The organism is Parvibaculum sedimenti (assembly GCF_009184905.1).
Taxonomy (GTDB): Bacteria; Pseudomonadota; Alphaproteobacteria; order Parvibaculales; family Parvibaculaceae; genus Parvibaculum; species Parvibaculum sedimenti.
Genome location: NZ_WESC01000013.1, coordinates 71,156 through 85,716 on the forward strand (window position 1 = coordinate 71,156; position 14,561 = coordinate 85,716).

Sequence of the window (14,561 nt, forward strand, 5' to 3'; positions counted from 1 at the left end):
CTAGCGTCCGATGCTCAGGAGCGTCTGAAACAGCTCCTGTATGGTCGTGATAACCCGCGCATTGGCGGCATAGGCGTTCTGAAGAACGATGAGGTTCGACATCTCCTGGTCCACGCTGACACCGGTCTCACTGTCGAACTTCGACTGCAACGTGTCTGAAGTCGCCTTCTGCGCCGTATAATTCGCAGTCGCGCTCGTCGCCTGGGACGATTGATAGGTAATCACGCGCCGTGCGAAGGCGTCGATCGAGCCGCTATAAGGCGTCGACGCGCTGCCGATGCCGGTCGTCGGCGAATAGACGCGGCTTGCGTCGGTCAAGCGGCTCAGCAGTTCGTTCGGCCGCGTATCGTCGCCGATATCCGTGCCCGTCTGGTAAAGAACAAGCGACGTTGTATCGCTGGCGATAGCGGAATTGACCTGAATGCGGCCAGCGAAACCTGTGATCTGCGACGGCGTACCGATGGCGCCCGTATAGGTCTTCTGCCCATTGCCGTCGACAAAGAGCGAAAGACCACTCCCCAACCCATCCTTCAGCGTATCCGCGTTCTCGACCACATTCGTCGAGGCCGAACTGACGCTCGCTGACGACGTACCGTCGTCCAGGATGCTGAGCGTATTGCCGCTCGGGTTCGAGACGACCAGCGAGGACGGCAGCGCGCCCTGCAACGCCGAAACGATGCCGGCCATCTGTGTGCTGGCGCTCGCATTGGGGTCGACATAAACGCCGACGACTTCATCGCCTGTATTTGTCGTCGCATTGTTCGAAAGCGGAAGCAGCGAAGGATCAGATACCGGCACGACCGAGACATTGTGTGTGCCCGTGCCGTCCGTATAGCTGAAATTAATCTGCGTACCGGTTGCGCCAGTGGTGTTGCCCGAAACGAAGGGGTTGAGGTCGAGGTCAAAGCCCGTTCCCGTGCCCACGCTCGCCGAGGCTGCGGTGCCGGACACCTTGTCGGAGGACAGGGACAGCGCGAGCTGGCTTGCCAGTTCATCGAGCTGCGCCTGGGCCTGCGGCAAATCCGTGTCGCGCAGCTTGACATAGGCGGCGATGGAGCCCGACTGAATGGCGCCCGAAGCGATCAGGTCAACCGATGTCGTGCCCTGATTGAGTGTGATCGTGCCGACCGACCGCTTGGTCGGATCCGCGCTATAGGTCGAACCAGCGTCGAGATTCGCATGCTGGTCGAAGGAAAGCTGCGCCGCCGCATTATCGACGAGAAGCTGGCCGCCGGTGGTGAAGACCGCGACAGTGCCGTCGTCGCGCTCGACAGTCTTCACACCCATGAGGTTCGAAAGCGAATTGATCGCCGTGTCCCGCTGATCCTCGAGATCACCTGTGGACTGGCCGCTCGCCTTTGTCTGGGCGATCTGCGTGTTGAGCTTCGCGATCGACTGCATCAGGCTGTTTGCCTGCGAGACGCCATCGGCAATGCTCTGCTCCGCCTGCTTCCGCAGGTTCTGAACCTGGGTCGAAGCGCTGTTGAGCTTTGAGGCGAGTGTCGTCGCGCTGTTAATCAGTGTCTGGCGCGCCGCGTCGTCGTCGGGCGTCGTCGCAGCCGCTTGCAGTTTGGTCTCGAAGGTCGATACCGCTCCGGAGATCGAACTGTCGCTATTCGGCGAGCCGAAGGACGAGTCGATCTGCGTCATGAAATTATTATAGACGTTCAGAAACGATGTAGACGCAGACTCAGTGCGCATCTGCTGAAGCAGATAGCTGTCAACCAGACGGCTGTCGGCGAGCTGCGTAACGCCGATGCCCTGGCTCCCGGCCATCTGGGTCGTCGTTTGCTGGACCTTCCGCGTATAGCCGGCCGTATTCGCATTCGCGATGTTGCGCGAGACGAGATCAAGCCCTGCCTGGCTCGCATTGAGCCCCGAGAGTGCCGTGCCGATCGCCGAACTAAGGCTCATGGAAGAAATTCCTGCCTACTGACCCGATTGTTGAAGCGCCGCTTAGTGCTTCATATTCAGCGTTTCCTGGATCAGCGAGTCCGCCGCCGTGATGACACGGGTATTCGCCGAATAGGCCTGCTGCGCGATGATGAGCTTCGAGAACTCATCGGAAAGATCGACGTTCGAATCTTCCAGCGCAGAGCCGACGACAGACCCGCTCCCGCCGGCAATCGCCTGACCGGACGCCTCAGTCGCGGCGAAGGCCGCACCATCGACCTTTTGCAACCCGTCCGGGTTGTTGAAATGCGCGACGCCGATCTGGTAAAGATCGACCGTTTTGCCGTTCGAGTAGGTGCCCGCGATACGGCCGTTATCCGTCACCGCGATGCTCACGAGATTGCCTGCCGCATATCCATCCTGGTCGATCTTGTTGACCGTTACGGCGCCGCTCGTATCGGCATATTGCGTGACGCCCCCATTGCCGTGATAGAGGGTGACATTTCCGATAACGTCACCATTCACCGTCAGATTGTTGATGGTCGTCGAGGCGACCGGCGGGTTCAGGTTGCCGGCGGAGTCGAAGGTGTAGTTCTGGCCGACATTGGTCCACTTGGCGTTCGTGCCGGTGGCACTGTCATCGGACTTGTAGAAGAGCTGCCACGTTTCCGTGCCGGGCGTGGAACCGCTTCCATCGCCACTCGCATTGTCGACCTTGACCCAACGGAGCTGAACGGAAGCCGCCGTGCCCTGCGAGTCATAGGCTGTCACCGAACCACCTGTGACCGAACGATTGAGGAAGGCCGCTTCGTCCTGAGCCTGAATGACGCCGTCAGTCGCAGGCGTGCCAGAAGTATTGGTCGGATCGTTGTGGAAGACTGTGCCCGAGGTCTTTTCCGCAGAGGTCTGCAGGAGTTCGCTGCCCGCGACCGTCGTGTCGTAGTTGGACGTCGTCGGCGTACTCGGCAGGTTGACCTGATAGTTGATCGACGACGTGGCATGGGCCGCGAGGAAACCCTGATTGATCTGGACAACGCCTGTGGCATCGCCCACCAGATTGCCCGATGTCGGGTCGATCGGCGTGCCCTGCAGATAGTAACCACTGCTGTTCTTCAGATAGCCATTCTTGTCCATCGAGAAGTCGCCGGCGCGGGTGTAGTAGTTCACATCCTGGAACACAGGGCTGTTGTCGGCATTGCCCACGGACTTGGAGACGACGAAGAAGCCGTTGCCGTTGATGGCCATGTTGGTTGCGACCGAGGTCGAGGAAATGGTCCCCTGCACGCTGTTGGTGTATTTCGGCTGGGCCATCACCGCGCCCGGCTGCTGGTTCGTCGCCGTCGCGACCGTCACGATGTCAAGGAAGCTTGCCTCGGTCTTCTTGAAGCCGGTCGTCTGGCTATTGGCAATGTTGTCCGAGATGTAGCCCAGTGCACTGGACTGGGCCTTGATACCCGTGACCGCGGTGCTCATCGCTCCGAAGAAACTCATCGCCTATCTCCTGCCGAAATCGCAAATGGATCGTTCGGCGCTTAAGGGAGCAAGGAGCGGGCCAGATCATAAATTCAATGGAATCAATGGCTTGCTTATATTAAAACGCGTGTTCGACGGGTAGATTTGACCCCCACCGGCAATTCCTGCCGGGCAGATGCTCATGGCTGATGAGGTCCCCGACGGCCTTTTTCTTGAATGCCTCGAGACGAGGCCCTAGTTTCGTGCCCGTTCTGCCATTGCCATATATGGAGCGCGCCAACGCGCCCCGGGGAGAGGAAGCCGGTTCCCATGAAGTTCGAAGGTACAGAGAATTACGTCGCCACCGAAGATCTGCGCGTCGCCGTCAATGCGTCGATCACGCTGCAGCGCCCCCTCCTCATAAAGGGCGAGCCGGGCACGGGCAAAACAGTGCTGGCCGAGGAAGTCGCCAAGGCGCTCAATGCCGAGCTCATCACCTGGAACATCAAGTCGACGACCAAGGCGCATCAGGGCCTTTATGAATATGACGCGGTGACCCGTCTACGCGACAGCCAGCTTGGCGACGAGCGCGTGAAGGACATCAGGAACTACATCAGCAAGGGCAAGCTCTGGGAATCCTTTGAGCGTGACGCCCGCCCCGTCCTTCTCATCGACGAAATCGACAAGGCTGACATCGAATTCCCGAACGACCTCCTGCAGGAGCTCGACCGGATGGAGTTCTATGTCTACGAGACGAACGAAACGATCAAGGCCCGCCAGCGTCCCATCGTCATCATCACGTCGAACAACGAAAAGGAACTGCCGGACGCCTTCCTGCGCCGTTGTTTCTTCCACTACATCAAGTTCCCGGACGAAGACACGATGCGCGCGATCATTGATGTCCACTTCCCGGGGCTGAAGGGCAAGCTCGTTCAGGACGCGCTCAACATCTTCTACGAGATCCGCGAAGTGCCGGGCTTGAAGAAGAAACCGTCGACGTCGGAACTCATCGACTGGCTCAAGCTGCTGCTCTCGGAAGACATCTCTCTCGAAGCGCTGCGCGAGAAGGACCCGTCGAAGCTGATCCCGCCGCTCCACGGCGCTCTGCTGAAGAACGAGCAGGACGTGCATCTCTTTGAGCGCCTCGCGTTTCTCGCGCGCCGCGAGCGGAACTGACGATCATCGCCTACCCCTGTCATCCCCGGGCTTGACCCGGGGATCCAAGGCCGCAGGCACGGAGCAAGCGGCGCTGGATTGCCGGGTCAAGCCTGGCAATGACGAGGCAAATAGATTTGGATTGCTCCGAACGCATCTGGAGAACTCTCATGTTCGTCCACTTCTTCCACGAACTAAAAAAAGCGAACGTTCCCGTCTCGCTGCGCGAATACCTGATGCTGCTTGAGGCGATGGATTCGGACGTCATCGATCGCAAGGTCGAGGACTTCTATTATCTCTCCCGCGCAGCCCTGGTGAAAGACGAGCGCAACCTCGACAAGTTCGACCAGGTCTTCGGCCATGTCTTCAAGGGCCTCGATCTGATGAACGAAGGCCAGACCGCCGAAATCCCCGAGGAGTGGCTGCGCAAGCTCACCGAAAAATTCCTGACCGAAGAAGAGAAGGCGCAGATCGAAGCGCTCGGCGGCTGGGAAAAGATCATGGAGACGCTGAAGAAGCGCCTCGAAGAGCAGAAAGAGCGCCACGAAGGTGGCAACAAATGGATCGGCACGGGCGGCACCTCCCCCTTCGGCGCCTATGGCTACAATCCTGAGGGCGTCCGCATCGGCCAGAAGGAAGGCCGCCACGGCAAAGCCGTGAAGGTCTGGGACAAGCGCGAATACAAGAACCTCGACGACTCCGTCGAACTCGGCACACGCAACATCAAGGTTGCCCTGCGGCGCCTGCGCAAATTTGCCCGCGAAGGCGCGCCAACGGAACTCGATCTCGACGACACGATCCGCTCGACCGCTCATCACGGCTATCTGGACATCAAGATGGTCCCCGAGCGGCGCAACAAGATCAACCTGCTCGTCTTCTTCGACATCGGCGGTTCGATGGACAGCCACATAAAGCTCTGCGAGGAGCTTTTTTCGGCGGCCCGCACCGAATTCAAGAACATGGAATATTTCTACTTCCACAACTGCCTCTATGAAGGCGTGTGGAAGGACAACAAGCGCCGCCACAATGAAAAGATGTCGACCTGGGATGTGCTCCACAAGTTCCCGGCCGACTACAAGGTGGTCTTCGTCGGCGACGCCAGCATGTCGCCCTATGAAATCACCTATGCGGGCGGCTCCGTCGAACATTGGAACGAAGAACCCGGCGGACTCTGGATGGAGCGCGTGACGCAGATTTATGAAAGCTGCGTCTGGCTCAACCCCATTGCCGAAAAGCACTGGGAATACACGCCCTCTCTCCAGATCCTCAAGCAGATCATGGGGGAGCGCATGTATCCGCTGACGCTGGAAGGCCTCGACAAGGCCATGCGGGAACTGAGCCGCTAACTCCGCCGCTCATCCTTCACGATGCGGCCGTCGACCAGATGCACATTGCGTTGGGTCGCGGCCGCAAAATCCGTCTCGTGCGTGACCGCGATGACGGTCCTTCCCTGCTCGCTCACCAGCCGGGCGAAAATGTCCCGAACGATCTTGCTGTTCTTGCTGTCCAGATTGCCGGTCGGCTCGTCGGCGAGAAGGATCAGCGGATCGTTCGCCAGCGCGCGGGCAATGGCGACGCGCTGGCGCTGACCGCCCGATAGCTGGTCGGGACGCTTTGTCGTCTGATCGGCCATTTCGAGACCAGCCAGAAGCGTCATCCCCCGCTCTCTCATCTCGCTTTCCGAAAGTGTGCCGAGCCTGCGCATCGGCAGCATGATGTTCTGCAGCACATCGAATTCCGGCAGCAGGAAGTGAAACTGAAAAACAAAGCCGATCTTCCGTAGCCGGATCGCCGCCAGCGCATTCGCATCGAGGCCGTTCGTCGGTTGCCCGTCGATCATCACCTCGCCTTCCGTCGGCACGTCGAGAAGGCCAAGGAGATAGAGGAGCGACGATTTGCCGGAGCCGGAGGGACCGGTGATGCTTACGAATTCGCCCTTCCTCACCGACAGGTCGATGTCGCGCACAAGGGTGACCGGCACCGCCTCCTGAAGGATGCGCGTGACGCCTCGCGTCTCGACGACCACCGGCGCTTCGCTCACGCGGCCCCCCGGATGATGTCGACGGGCCTGACTTCCGAAGCCTTGTGCGCCGGATACCATGCGGCCACGACTGCAGCTGCCAGCGCGAAAAGCCCGCCTATCGCATAGGGGCGAAAGCTCCAGTCGAGAACGAAGCCTTGCCGCTCCGACATGCCCGGCACGGTGAACTTGAGTGTCGAGACGGCTTCGAGCAGGCCTCGGCCAATCCCCCAACCGAGCAGCATCCCGAGAATGCCGACCAGCACACCCTGAATGAGGAAAATGAGCTGAATATCGAAGGCGTGAAATCCCATCGACATCATGATGGCAATGTCGCGCCGCTTCTCCATGACCACAGTCGAAATGATATTGAAGATGCCGAACGCGGCGACAACCATGATCGCACTGACGATCGAATAGGTGATGGCGTTGCGGATCACGAAGAGACCGAGAATATCGCGGTTCACTTCCTGCCACGACTCGGCGCGATAACCCCAGCGCGCCTCCAGGCCAGCGGCGAAAGTTTCAGCATCGTCGGGATTTGGTATCTTGATGCGTATCTGGTTCGCGATGAACGCCTTGTCGAGCAGGACCTGCGCGTTCTTCAGGAGGACATAGACCTGCCCCTCGTCGAGCAGGAGGTTCCCGACATGGAATATGCCGACGACCTTCATGCGCTTGACGAGACCCGAAGGCGCGATGACGGTCGCGAGGTCGTCCATCCTGAGGCCGAGTTTTTGCGACATGCCGGAGCCGATGACGATACCGTCCGCCGTCGTCTTGAGCCGATCGAGACTCCCTTCGCGCATGTCGCTTTCGACCTGAGTGAGAAACTTCTCCTTGGCTGGATCGATGCCAGCAACCGAGGCGCTCACATCCTTGTTGGCGTAGCGCACGATGATCTGCCCCGTCAGCGCAGCCTCTGCTATGACGCCGCTGCGCTGCGACAGTTCCTCGACCTTCGCTCCATAATTCTTGATGCCACGCAGATATTCGCGCGGCTTGGTGCGCACGAGCGAGATTGCTCCCTTGGGATAGGCGAGAAAGACGGGCTGCGTTGTCGGATTTCGAAACTCGTCCTTGATGGTGATGTGCGGCGCATTGTTGACGAGGCGTTGCGTAAAGTCCTTCTCGGACCCCGACATGATCGACGACGTCGCGATGAAAAAGCCGACGCCGAGGGCAACGCCCAGAACCGAGACAAGCGTTTGCCGCTGCCGATTGGCAAGCTGGGCAATCGCGATGGAAAGAGCGACGCGCCAGAACATACGATTCTCCGCCTATGACGATCCGACGCGCAAACGGGCGCCGGGCTTGAGCGTCGATGACGGATTCAGGATGACGGTGGCCTCGTCGCTGAGGCCCGATTTGATCTCGGCCTTGTCCTTGGCGACAGCGCCGAGTTCGACCTTCTGCTGCACCGCGCGGCCATCGACGATCGTCCATACCGTGCCGCCTGAGAGGGCCGAAACTGGAACGAGCAATGCATTTTCCTGCTTGCGGACCACGATGTTGATTTCCGTCGTCATACCCGAAAGCAACGGCGTGTCCGAGGGAAGCGCGATGTGAACACGATAGGTCCGCGCCACGGGGTCTCCATAGGGCGTGATGTCGGCGACGCTGCCGTTGAGCACCTGCCCATTGAAGGCGTCGGCGCGGATCAGGGCCTCCTGCCCCGGTTTCACCTTGGTGATGTCTTCCTCATCAACCTCGGCGTCGATCTGGAGCGCGGAAGGATCGCCGACGATGAAAAGTGTCTGTTGCGGCTGCACCATGTCACCGATCTTGAGCTGCTGCTCGGAGCGAAGAAGCACGCCCGCAATCGGCGCGCGAATGTAATGATCCTCAAGCCTCGCCTTTGCCGATTTGAGCTCGGCATCGGCGGCACCAAAAACGCTTTCAGCCTGATCGAGTGCAGCGACGCTGACATTGCCGGAACGCCGGAGTTTCCTCGCCCTCACCGCATCTGCTTCTGCCAGCCTCAGTTTCGCCTGAAGCTGATCGACATTCGCCGCGTCTTCCCCAAGATCGATGACAGCCAGGATATCGCCCGCCGCGACGTGGTCGCCCTCCCTCACCTTCAATTCGATGACGCGGCCTGAAATCTTCGATCCTGTTTCGGCATAAATATGCGGCTCAACGGTACCCGTCGCATAGACCGCTTCGATCGCAAGGCCCCGCTCGGGCTTCACCACCACGACGGAAGGCGCACGCAGGAAAAGGAATGCACCAATAGCGAGGGTCAGGGCGGCAATGGCGCCGATCCAGATCATCTTATTCTGCAAGACGAAGTCCCGTTCTGCCGCAAATCCGGTTCATTCTTCCACGCCAAGTTAGCCGGGCGAAGGGTTGTCCTGCCAGTCCGGCGATTTACCTATGGAATATACCCCTCCAGGACCAAATCCGGCCCGAAATCATAAACAACCAAGATCATTCAGTGGAAATCCCGGCTTTTGGGCAGGAAGCGCGCTGCGCGCAATTGCTGCTCCTCGGCCATTGCAAGCTTCCTCTGGCGCGCGTCGGGCGAAGCATTCTTCACATGATCGTTATGGGAGAGATTGGCATTGCCGATCTCTCCCAGCGATGACAGACCCGACAGCTCATGCGTCAGGTCCTCTAGTTCGTCGGCGATCACATGAACGACCGCCCCCTCCCTCTGCACACGGCCTTTCACGGCAAGGAGCCGCGACGTCAGTACGATGCGCCGGTAGCGCTCATAGGTTCGCGGCCAGATGATGATATTGGCAATGCCCGTCTCGTCCTCCAACGTCGCGAAGATGACGCCACTCGCAGTTCCAGGCCGTTGGCGCACAAGGACGAGGCCCGCAAGCTTCACCCGCGCGTTGGCATCGATTTCTGTCAGCCGCGAATGCGCGACGATGCCGCGCGCACTCAGCCTGTTGCGCAGGAAAGCGAGCGGATGTGCCTTGAGCGACAGACGGATCGTCGCATAGTCGAGCACGACATGTTCACCAAGCGGCATGGTCGGAAGCTGCATTTCCTCCTCGCGCTGGAAGCCTCCTTCCTCGAGCGCTGCGAAAAGCGGCAAAGCCGCGGGTTTCACGCCGCTCTGTCCGTCGCCATATCCGCCAAGCCCACGCACGGCCCAGAGCGCCGCGCGCCGGTCAAGCCCCAGCGAGCGGAAAGCGTCCGCATCGGCGAGCTTTTCGATGACGCGAGGAGCAAGTCCGGTCCGGAGCCAGAGATGGCGAACGGAGTCGAACCCCTTCCCTCTCACCTCCATGATTTTCTCGCCCGTCTCGCCCTGCACGCCCTTCACCTGTCTGATGCCGAGCCGCACGGCGCGAAGCGCCTTTTCCGGTACTGCTTCGAGCGTGCAATCCCAATCGCTGGAGTTCACATCGACAGCACGCATTTCCACGCCATGTTCGCGAGCGTCGCGGACGAGCTGCGCCGGTGCATAGAAACCCATGGGCTGCGAATTGAGGATCGCTGCACAGAAGACATCCGGATAGTGGCATTTGATCCAGGCGGAGACATAGACGAGCAGTGCGAAGCTCGCGGCATGGCTCTCCGGGAAGCCGTAATCGGCGAAGCCCTCGATCTGCTTGAAGCAACGCTCCGCAAAATCCGCGTCATATCCGTTGCCGATCATGCCGCTGATGAATTTCTCTCGATACTTCCCGATGGTTCCGACGCGGCGGAAAGCGGCCATGGCGCGGCGCAACTGATCGGCCTCGCCCGGCATGAAGCCCGCAGCGACGATGGCCATTTTCATTGCCTGTTCCTGAAAGAGCGGCACACCCAACGTCTTCTTCAGAACGTCTTCCAGTTCTGGCGACGGATATGTCACCTCATCCGGATATTCGCGCCGCTTCAGATAGGGATGCACCATGCCGCCCTGAATGGGCCCCGGCCGCACGATCGCGACTTCGACGACGAGATCGTAGAAATTGCGGGGCTTGAGGCGCGGCAGCATCGACATCTGCGCCCTGCTCTCCACCTGAAAGACGCCGACGCTGTCGGCCTTGCAGAGCATGTCATAGACCGCGACATCGTCCTGAGGCACTGTCGCAAGGTTGAGCTTGATACCGTAATGCTCGTCAAGAAGGTCGAAGGCACGGCGGATGCAGGAAAGCATGCCCAGCGCCAGAACATCGATCTTCAGAATGCCGAGCGTATCGAGATCGTCCTTGTCCCATTCGACGAAAGTCCGCTTCTCCATCGCCGCATTGCCGATAGGCACTACTTCTTCGAGTGGCCCCTTGGTAATGACGAAGCCGCCCACATGCTGCGAAAGATGACGCGGAAAGCCGATGAGTTCGGCTGCGAGCGCCAGCGCCATTTCGAGACGTGGATCCGTGGGGTCGAGGCCCGTCTCGCGCGCATCCCCGTCCGACACGCCACGATTGGACCAGCCCCATGTCGAACGCGCCAGCGCATTGATGACGTCTTCTGAAAGGTCGAACACCTTGCCGACATCGCGAATTGCACTGCGCGAACGATAGCTGATGACAGTGGCCGCGATGCCGGCACGCTCCCTAGTATACTTATTATAGATATACTGGATCACCTCTTCGCGGCGCTCATGCTCGAAGTCGACGTCGATATCTGGCGGCTCGTTCCTGTCCTTCGAGACGAAGCGCTCGAAGAGAAGATCGATTTCGGTTGGATCGACAGAAGTGATGCCGAGGCAATAGCACACGGCGGAATTCGCCGCCGATCCACGCCCCTGACAAAGAATGTCCTGACTTCGGGCATAGCTGACAATATCATGCACGGTCAGGAAATATGGCGCGTAGCGCATCTCCTCGATCAGCGCGAGTTCATGCGCGATCGTCGCAGAAATCCTCTCCGGCACACCGTCGGGAAAGCGCCAAGCCGCTCCTTCCCACGTCAACCGGATGAGTAGATCCTGTGGCGTCTCATTTTCCGAGAATGTATCTGCAGGATATTCATATTTAAGTTCATCGAGCGAGAAGCGGCAGCGCTCCATGATCTTCAGGCTTTCGTCGAGCGCTTCCGGCGCATGCGGGAAAAGCCGCGTCATTTCCGCATCGGATTTCAGATGGCGCTCGGCGTTGGCTTCGAGGCGGAAGCCTGCCGTCTCCAATGTGCAATGTTCGCGGATGCAGGTCAGCACATCCTGTAGAGGCCGGCGCTCGGGCCCATGATAGAGCACATCATTGGTCACAAGCAGCTTCGCGTCAGCATCGCGCGCGAGGCGTTCAAGCCCGCTGAAACGCCGCGCGTCGTTGCCGTCATATCCGGGTGCCAGCCCAAGCCAGACCGAGCCCGAAAACGCCTTTGCCAGCACCCTCAGCACATCGCCGAATTTCAGCGATAGATCGACAGGCGGCATGGCGATGAAGCAATGCCCTTCGCCATGGGCAAGAATATCGCCGAGCGTCAGGTGGCACTCTCCTTTCCTCGCGCGTCTGTTGCCGAGAGTGAGAAGCTTCGTCAGCCTGCCATAGGCGGCGCGATCCTCCGGATAGGCGATGACCTCGAACCCATCCTCCGTCACCAGCCGTGTGCCAACGAGAAGACGCATGCCATTCGCTTTCGCCGATGCATGCATACGCACCACACCCGCCAGCGTGTTGCGATCCGCGACGCCGATGGCCTTGAGGCCCAGCGCCTTCGCAGCCAGCACCAGTTCGTCCGCATGGGAACCGCCATGCAGGAAACTGAAATTCGTCATCACGGCAAGTTCGGCAAAACCGCCCTTGCGGGAAAAGCGGATCACTTTTCTCTCCTCATCATCTTCATCCGAAAATCCCATGCAGATACCAGAGCGGCATTTCGGTATCGCGCTGATAAAGACCGTCGCGATAGAGCCAGAAACGGCGACCATCCTTGTCTTCGACGCGGTAATAATCGCGCGTCCGTTCGCCATCGCGCCGCCACCATTCAGGCGCGATGCGTTCCGGTCCCTCCGACCGCACGACGTGATGCAGGACACGGCGCCAGCGGAAGCTGCGCGGCGGACCTTCCGGCACTTCGGCCGTCACCTCGATCTGTTCGGCGCAGGCAAGCATGCGCAGGGGGCGACCCACCACGCCGTCGAGTTTCTGCAATTCCGGAATGCGCCAGTCATTGGGCGATATGATGGACGTGGGCGGCAGCGCCCCACTCATCGCGGGCACGGTCGCAACGGCGCGTTCGGGAATGTAGCTCGCGCAAGGCCGCAGTCGACGCACGCGCGAAGGTCCGAGACGATTGCCGATCCTGTCGATCAGCGCATCGATGTTCCGCTCGCCACTATCTTCATCTGACAGTGCGGCTTGCGAAGGCGACATGGCATCGACAGCGAGTGCCGCGAGGCTCAGCGCCTCAATGCCGTACCCCGCATCGAAATCGTCTCCAACCTGTTTCAGCTTCTCGCGGAAGAGGCGCGCGAGATGCTTCGCCTCGCGCGAGGGGGCGCTAGTGCCGGCGAGAAGCTGCGAGACTTCCCCATCGACACGGAAGAGAAGAAGTTCGAGCCGCCGCGCGCCCTTCAGGTCGCGCGTCAGCAGATCGCAGAGTTCGACGGCAAGGCGTTCCACCGCCGTTTCGATATCCTCGATGCGGGTCAGCCCTTCGGCGAAAAGAAGCCGCGCTCGAAAAGGCACCAGCGGCATTTCGGGGGAAATGGGTTCTGCCGTGCGCCCCAGCGCCTCATCGAGACGGCGAGCGACATCAGGGCCGAAGCGCGCGGTGAGGGGCGCGCGGGGGCGCCCATAAAGATCGCCCACCCGCTTCAGGCCGAGCCGGTGGAGCCCGTCGCAAATGTCGTGTGAGAGCCGCAAGGCGCGGATGGGCAGACCTTTAAGCGCGTGCTCCTCCTCGCCTGCGGGCAGAACGAAGACCTGCCTTTCGTCGAAGCGGGCAAGCGCCCAAGCCGCGCCGGGCGTTGCCGCCGCGACCGCCCGCGCAGCGATGCCGAAACCCCTGAGACGCGCGACCAGATCGTCGAGCAGCGCCGCATCGCCGCCAAAGAGATGATCGCAGCCGGTTATGTCCATGAGAATGCCGTCAGGCTCGACACCCAACCCGTTCGCATCCGGCGCGGTCCAGGGCGTGTAGCGCCCGCACCAGTCGGCGAGCTTCTTCAGCGCAGCAGCATCGGCGGCCAGATCGGCGTCACGCACTTCAAGCCTTCTGCAAAGCGCCGTGGCGTCGGTGACGAGCTGATCCTCATTTACGCCCTCCTGCGCTGCGGCGCGGTTGCGCGCGGTAATTCGGGGGCCACCTTGAGCCGACATGGCAAGAGCGAGCGGACGCCTGCGATCTGGCTTTCTGCCTTTTGCCCTCAGCGCCCTGAAGAACCGATCCATCGGCCAATGCGGCAGAAAAACCGCTACGATCCGTCGCCGCCCTATCATCGGCACGCCATCCAAATAGAACAAAACAAGAACTTAAATCTGCTCCCCTCCGAACAGAAAGGCGAGTCAAAAATTTTGACTGCCCGCAACGTCCTTTCGCATCGTTCACGCTAAGATTAGATTTCATTCAAGGAGAGGCTGTTCGAGATGAAGTCCAGACGCGCTTTACGAATTGGTTTTCTGGCTTGCTTCACCCTGCTCGCAGCGGCTTGTGCAGACCCCGCCGCTGAAAAGGCGCGGCTTGATGCCATCGACAATCAGAACTGCATTGATCTTGGCTTCAAGCCCGGCACCGAGGCCTATGGCAATTGCCGCCTCAAGCTGAAGGAAATCCGCGCCAAGAACGAAGGCGCGCAATCGCCCAATGTGAGCTTCGGTCTGGGCGTTGGTGTCGCTCACGGCTTTTAAGTCCTGAGGAGGTGTGAATGCGTAAATGGTTTGCGGTGGCAGTGTTTATGACGCTTGCCGCATGCGTCAGCCCCGAGGAACAGGCGGCGAAAGACGCGGCCCAGCGAGCCGCCGACGAACATGAATGCCAGAGCCTCGGTTTCAAGTCCGGAACGACTGCCTTCGGCAATTGCATGCTGAAGCTCAAGGAGATCCGGGCACAGGAAGAAAATACCCGCGCCATCGATCGCGCCAATACCATGCCGCCACCCTGGTGGGGACCACGCTACGGCCGGCCCTATTGGTAGCGACGTGCCGCGACG

11 protein-coding genes are annotated in these 14,561 nt (G+C 60.1%); 4 read left to right on the plus strand and 7 right to left on the minus strand.

All coding sequences use genetic code 11. The annotated features are described in order from the left end of the window. Window positions 1-1,914: a flagellar hook-associated protein FlgK gene (flgK, locus tag F2P47_RS13975; RefSeq protein ID WP_152216995.1), complete on the minus strand. Its 1,914-nt coding sequence runs from the start codon at window positions 1,912-1,914 to the stop codon at window positions 1-3. Between the two features lie 42 nt (window positions 1,915-1,956). Next, the gene (locus F2P47_RS13980) at window positions 1,957-3,384 is read right to left on the minus strand and encodes a flagellar hook protein FlgE (protein WP_152216996.1); all 1,428 of its coding nucleotides are present in this window, start codon (window positions 3,382-3,384) and stop codon (window positions 1,957-1,959) included. 291 nt (window positions 3,385-3,675) lie between these two features. Between F2P47_RS13980 and F2P47_RS13985 the strand changes: the two genes are divergently transcribed. Next, window positions 3,676-4,521 (plus strand): AAA family ATPase, encoded by an 846-nt coding sequence (locus tag F2P47_RS13985; protein WP_152216997.1) that lies wholly within the window; start codon window positions 3,676-3,678, stop codon window positions 4,519-4,521. Between the two features lie 149 nt (window positions 4,522-4,670). Beyond that, window positions 4,671-5,846 (plus strand): vWA domain-containing protein, encoded by a 1,176-nt coding sequence (locus F2P47_RS13990; protein WP_152216998.1) that lies wholly within the window; start codon window positions 4,671-4,673, stop codon window positions 5,844-5,846. Here the strand turns inward: F2P47_RS13990 and F2P47_RS13995 are convergent. The 5 genes from F2P47_RS13995 to F2P47_RS14015 form a co-directional block, all read right to left on the minus strand. Next, window positions 5,843-6,541, minus strand: a complete 699-nt coding sequence (locus F2P47_RS13995) for an ABC transporter ATP-binding protein (protein WP_246176905.1) — start codon at window positions 6,539-6,541, stop codon at window positions 5,843-5,845. The two genes, F2P47_RS13990 and F2P47_RS13995, sit on opposite strands and share 4 nt — an antisense overlap. Further along, entirely contained in the window at window positions 6,538-7,788 is a 1,251-nt protein-coding gene (locus F2P47_RS14000) for an ABC transporter permease (RefSeq protein ID WP_152217000.1), read from the minus strand. The genes F2P47_RS13995 and F2P47_RS14000 overlap by 4 nt, the downstream gene beginning before the upstream one ends. Window positions 7,789-7,800: 12 nt before the next feature. Beyond that, window positions 7,801-8,805: an efflux RND transporter periplasmic adaptor subunit gene (locus tag F2P47_RS14005; protein WP_152217001.1), complete on the minus strand. Its 1,005-nt coding sequence runs from the start codon at window positions 8,803-8,805 to the stop codon at window positions 7,801-7,803. A 149-nt stretch (window positions 8,806-8,954) separates the two neighbouring features. Next, a complete protein-coding gene (locus F2P47_RS14010) occupies window positions 8,955-12,230 on the minus strand; it encodes an error-prone DNA polymerase (RefSeq protein WP_281349294.1) in 3,276 nt (1,091 codons plus the stop codon). A 19-nt stretch (window positions 12,231-12,249) separates the two neighbouring features. Then, the gene (locus F2P47_RS14015) at window positions 12,250-13,851 is read right to left on the minus strand and encodes a Y-family DNA polymerase (protein WP_152217003.1); all 1,602 of its coding nucleotides are present in this window, start codon (window positions 13,849-13,851) and stop codon (window positions 12,250-12,252) included. A 147-nt stretch (window positions 13,852-13,998) separates the two neighbouring features. On the opposite strand from F2P47_RS14015, the gene F2P47_RS14020 reads away from it, so the two are divergent. Then, window positions 13,999-14,259: a hypothetical protein gene (locus tag F2P47_RS14020; RefSeq protein ID WP_152217004.1), complete on the plus strand. Its 261-nt coding sequence runs from the start codon at window positions 13,999-14,001 to the stop codon at window positions 14,257-14,259. A 17-nt stretch (window positions 14,260-14,276) separates the two neighbouring features. Beyond that, a complete protein-coding gene (locus tag F2P47_RS14025) occupies window positions 14,277-14,546 on the plus strand; it encodes a hypothetical protein (protein WP_152217005.1) in 270 nt (89 codons plus the stop codon). Window positions 14,547-14,561 lie beyond the last annotated feature (15 nt).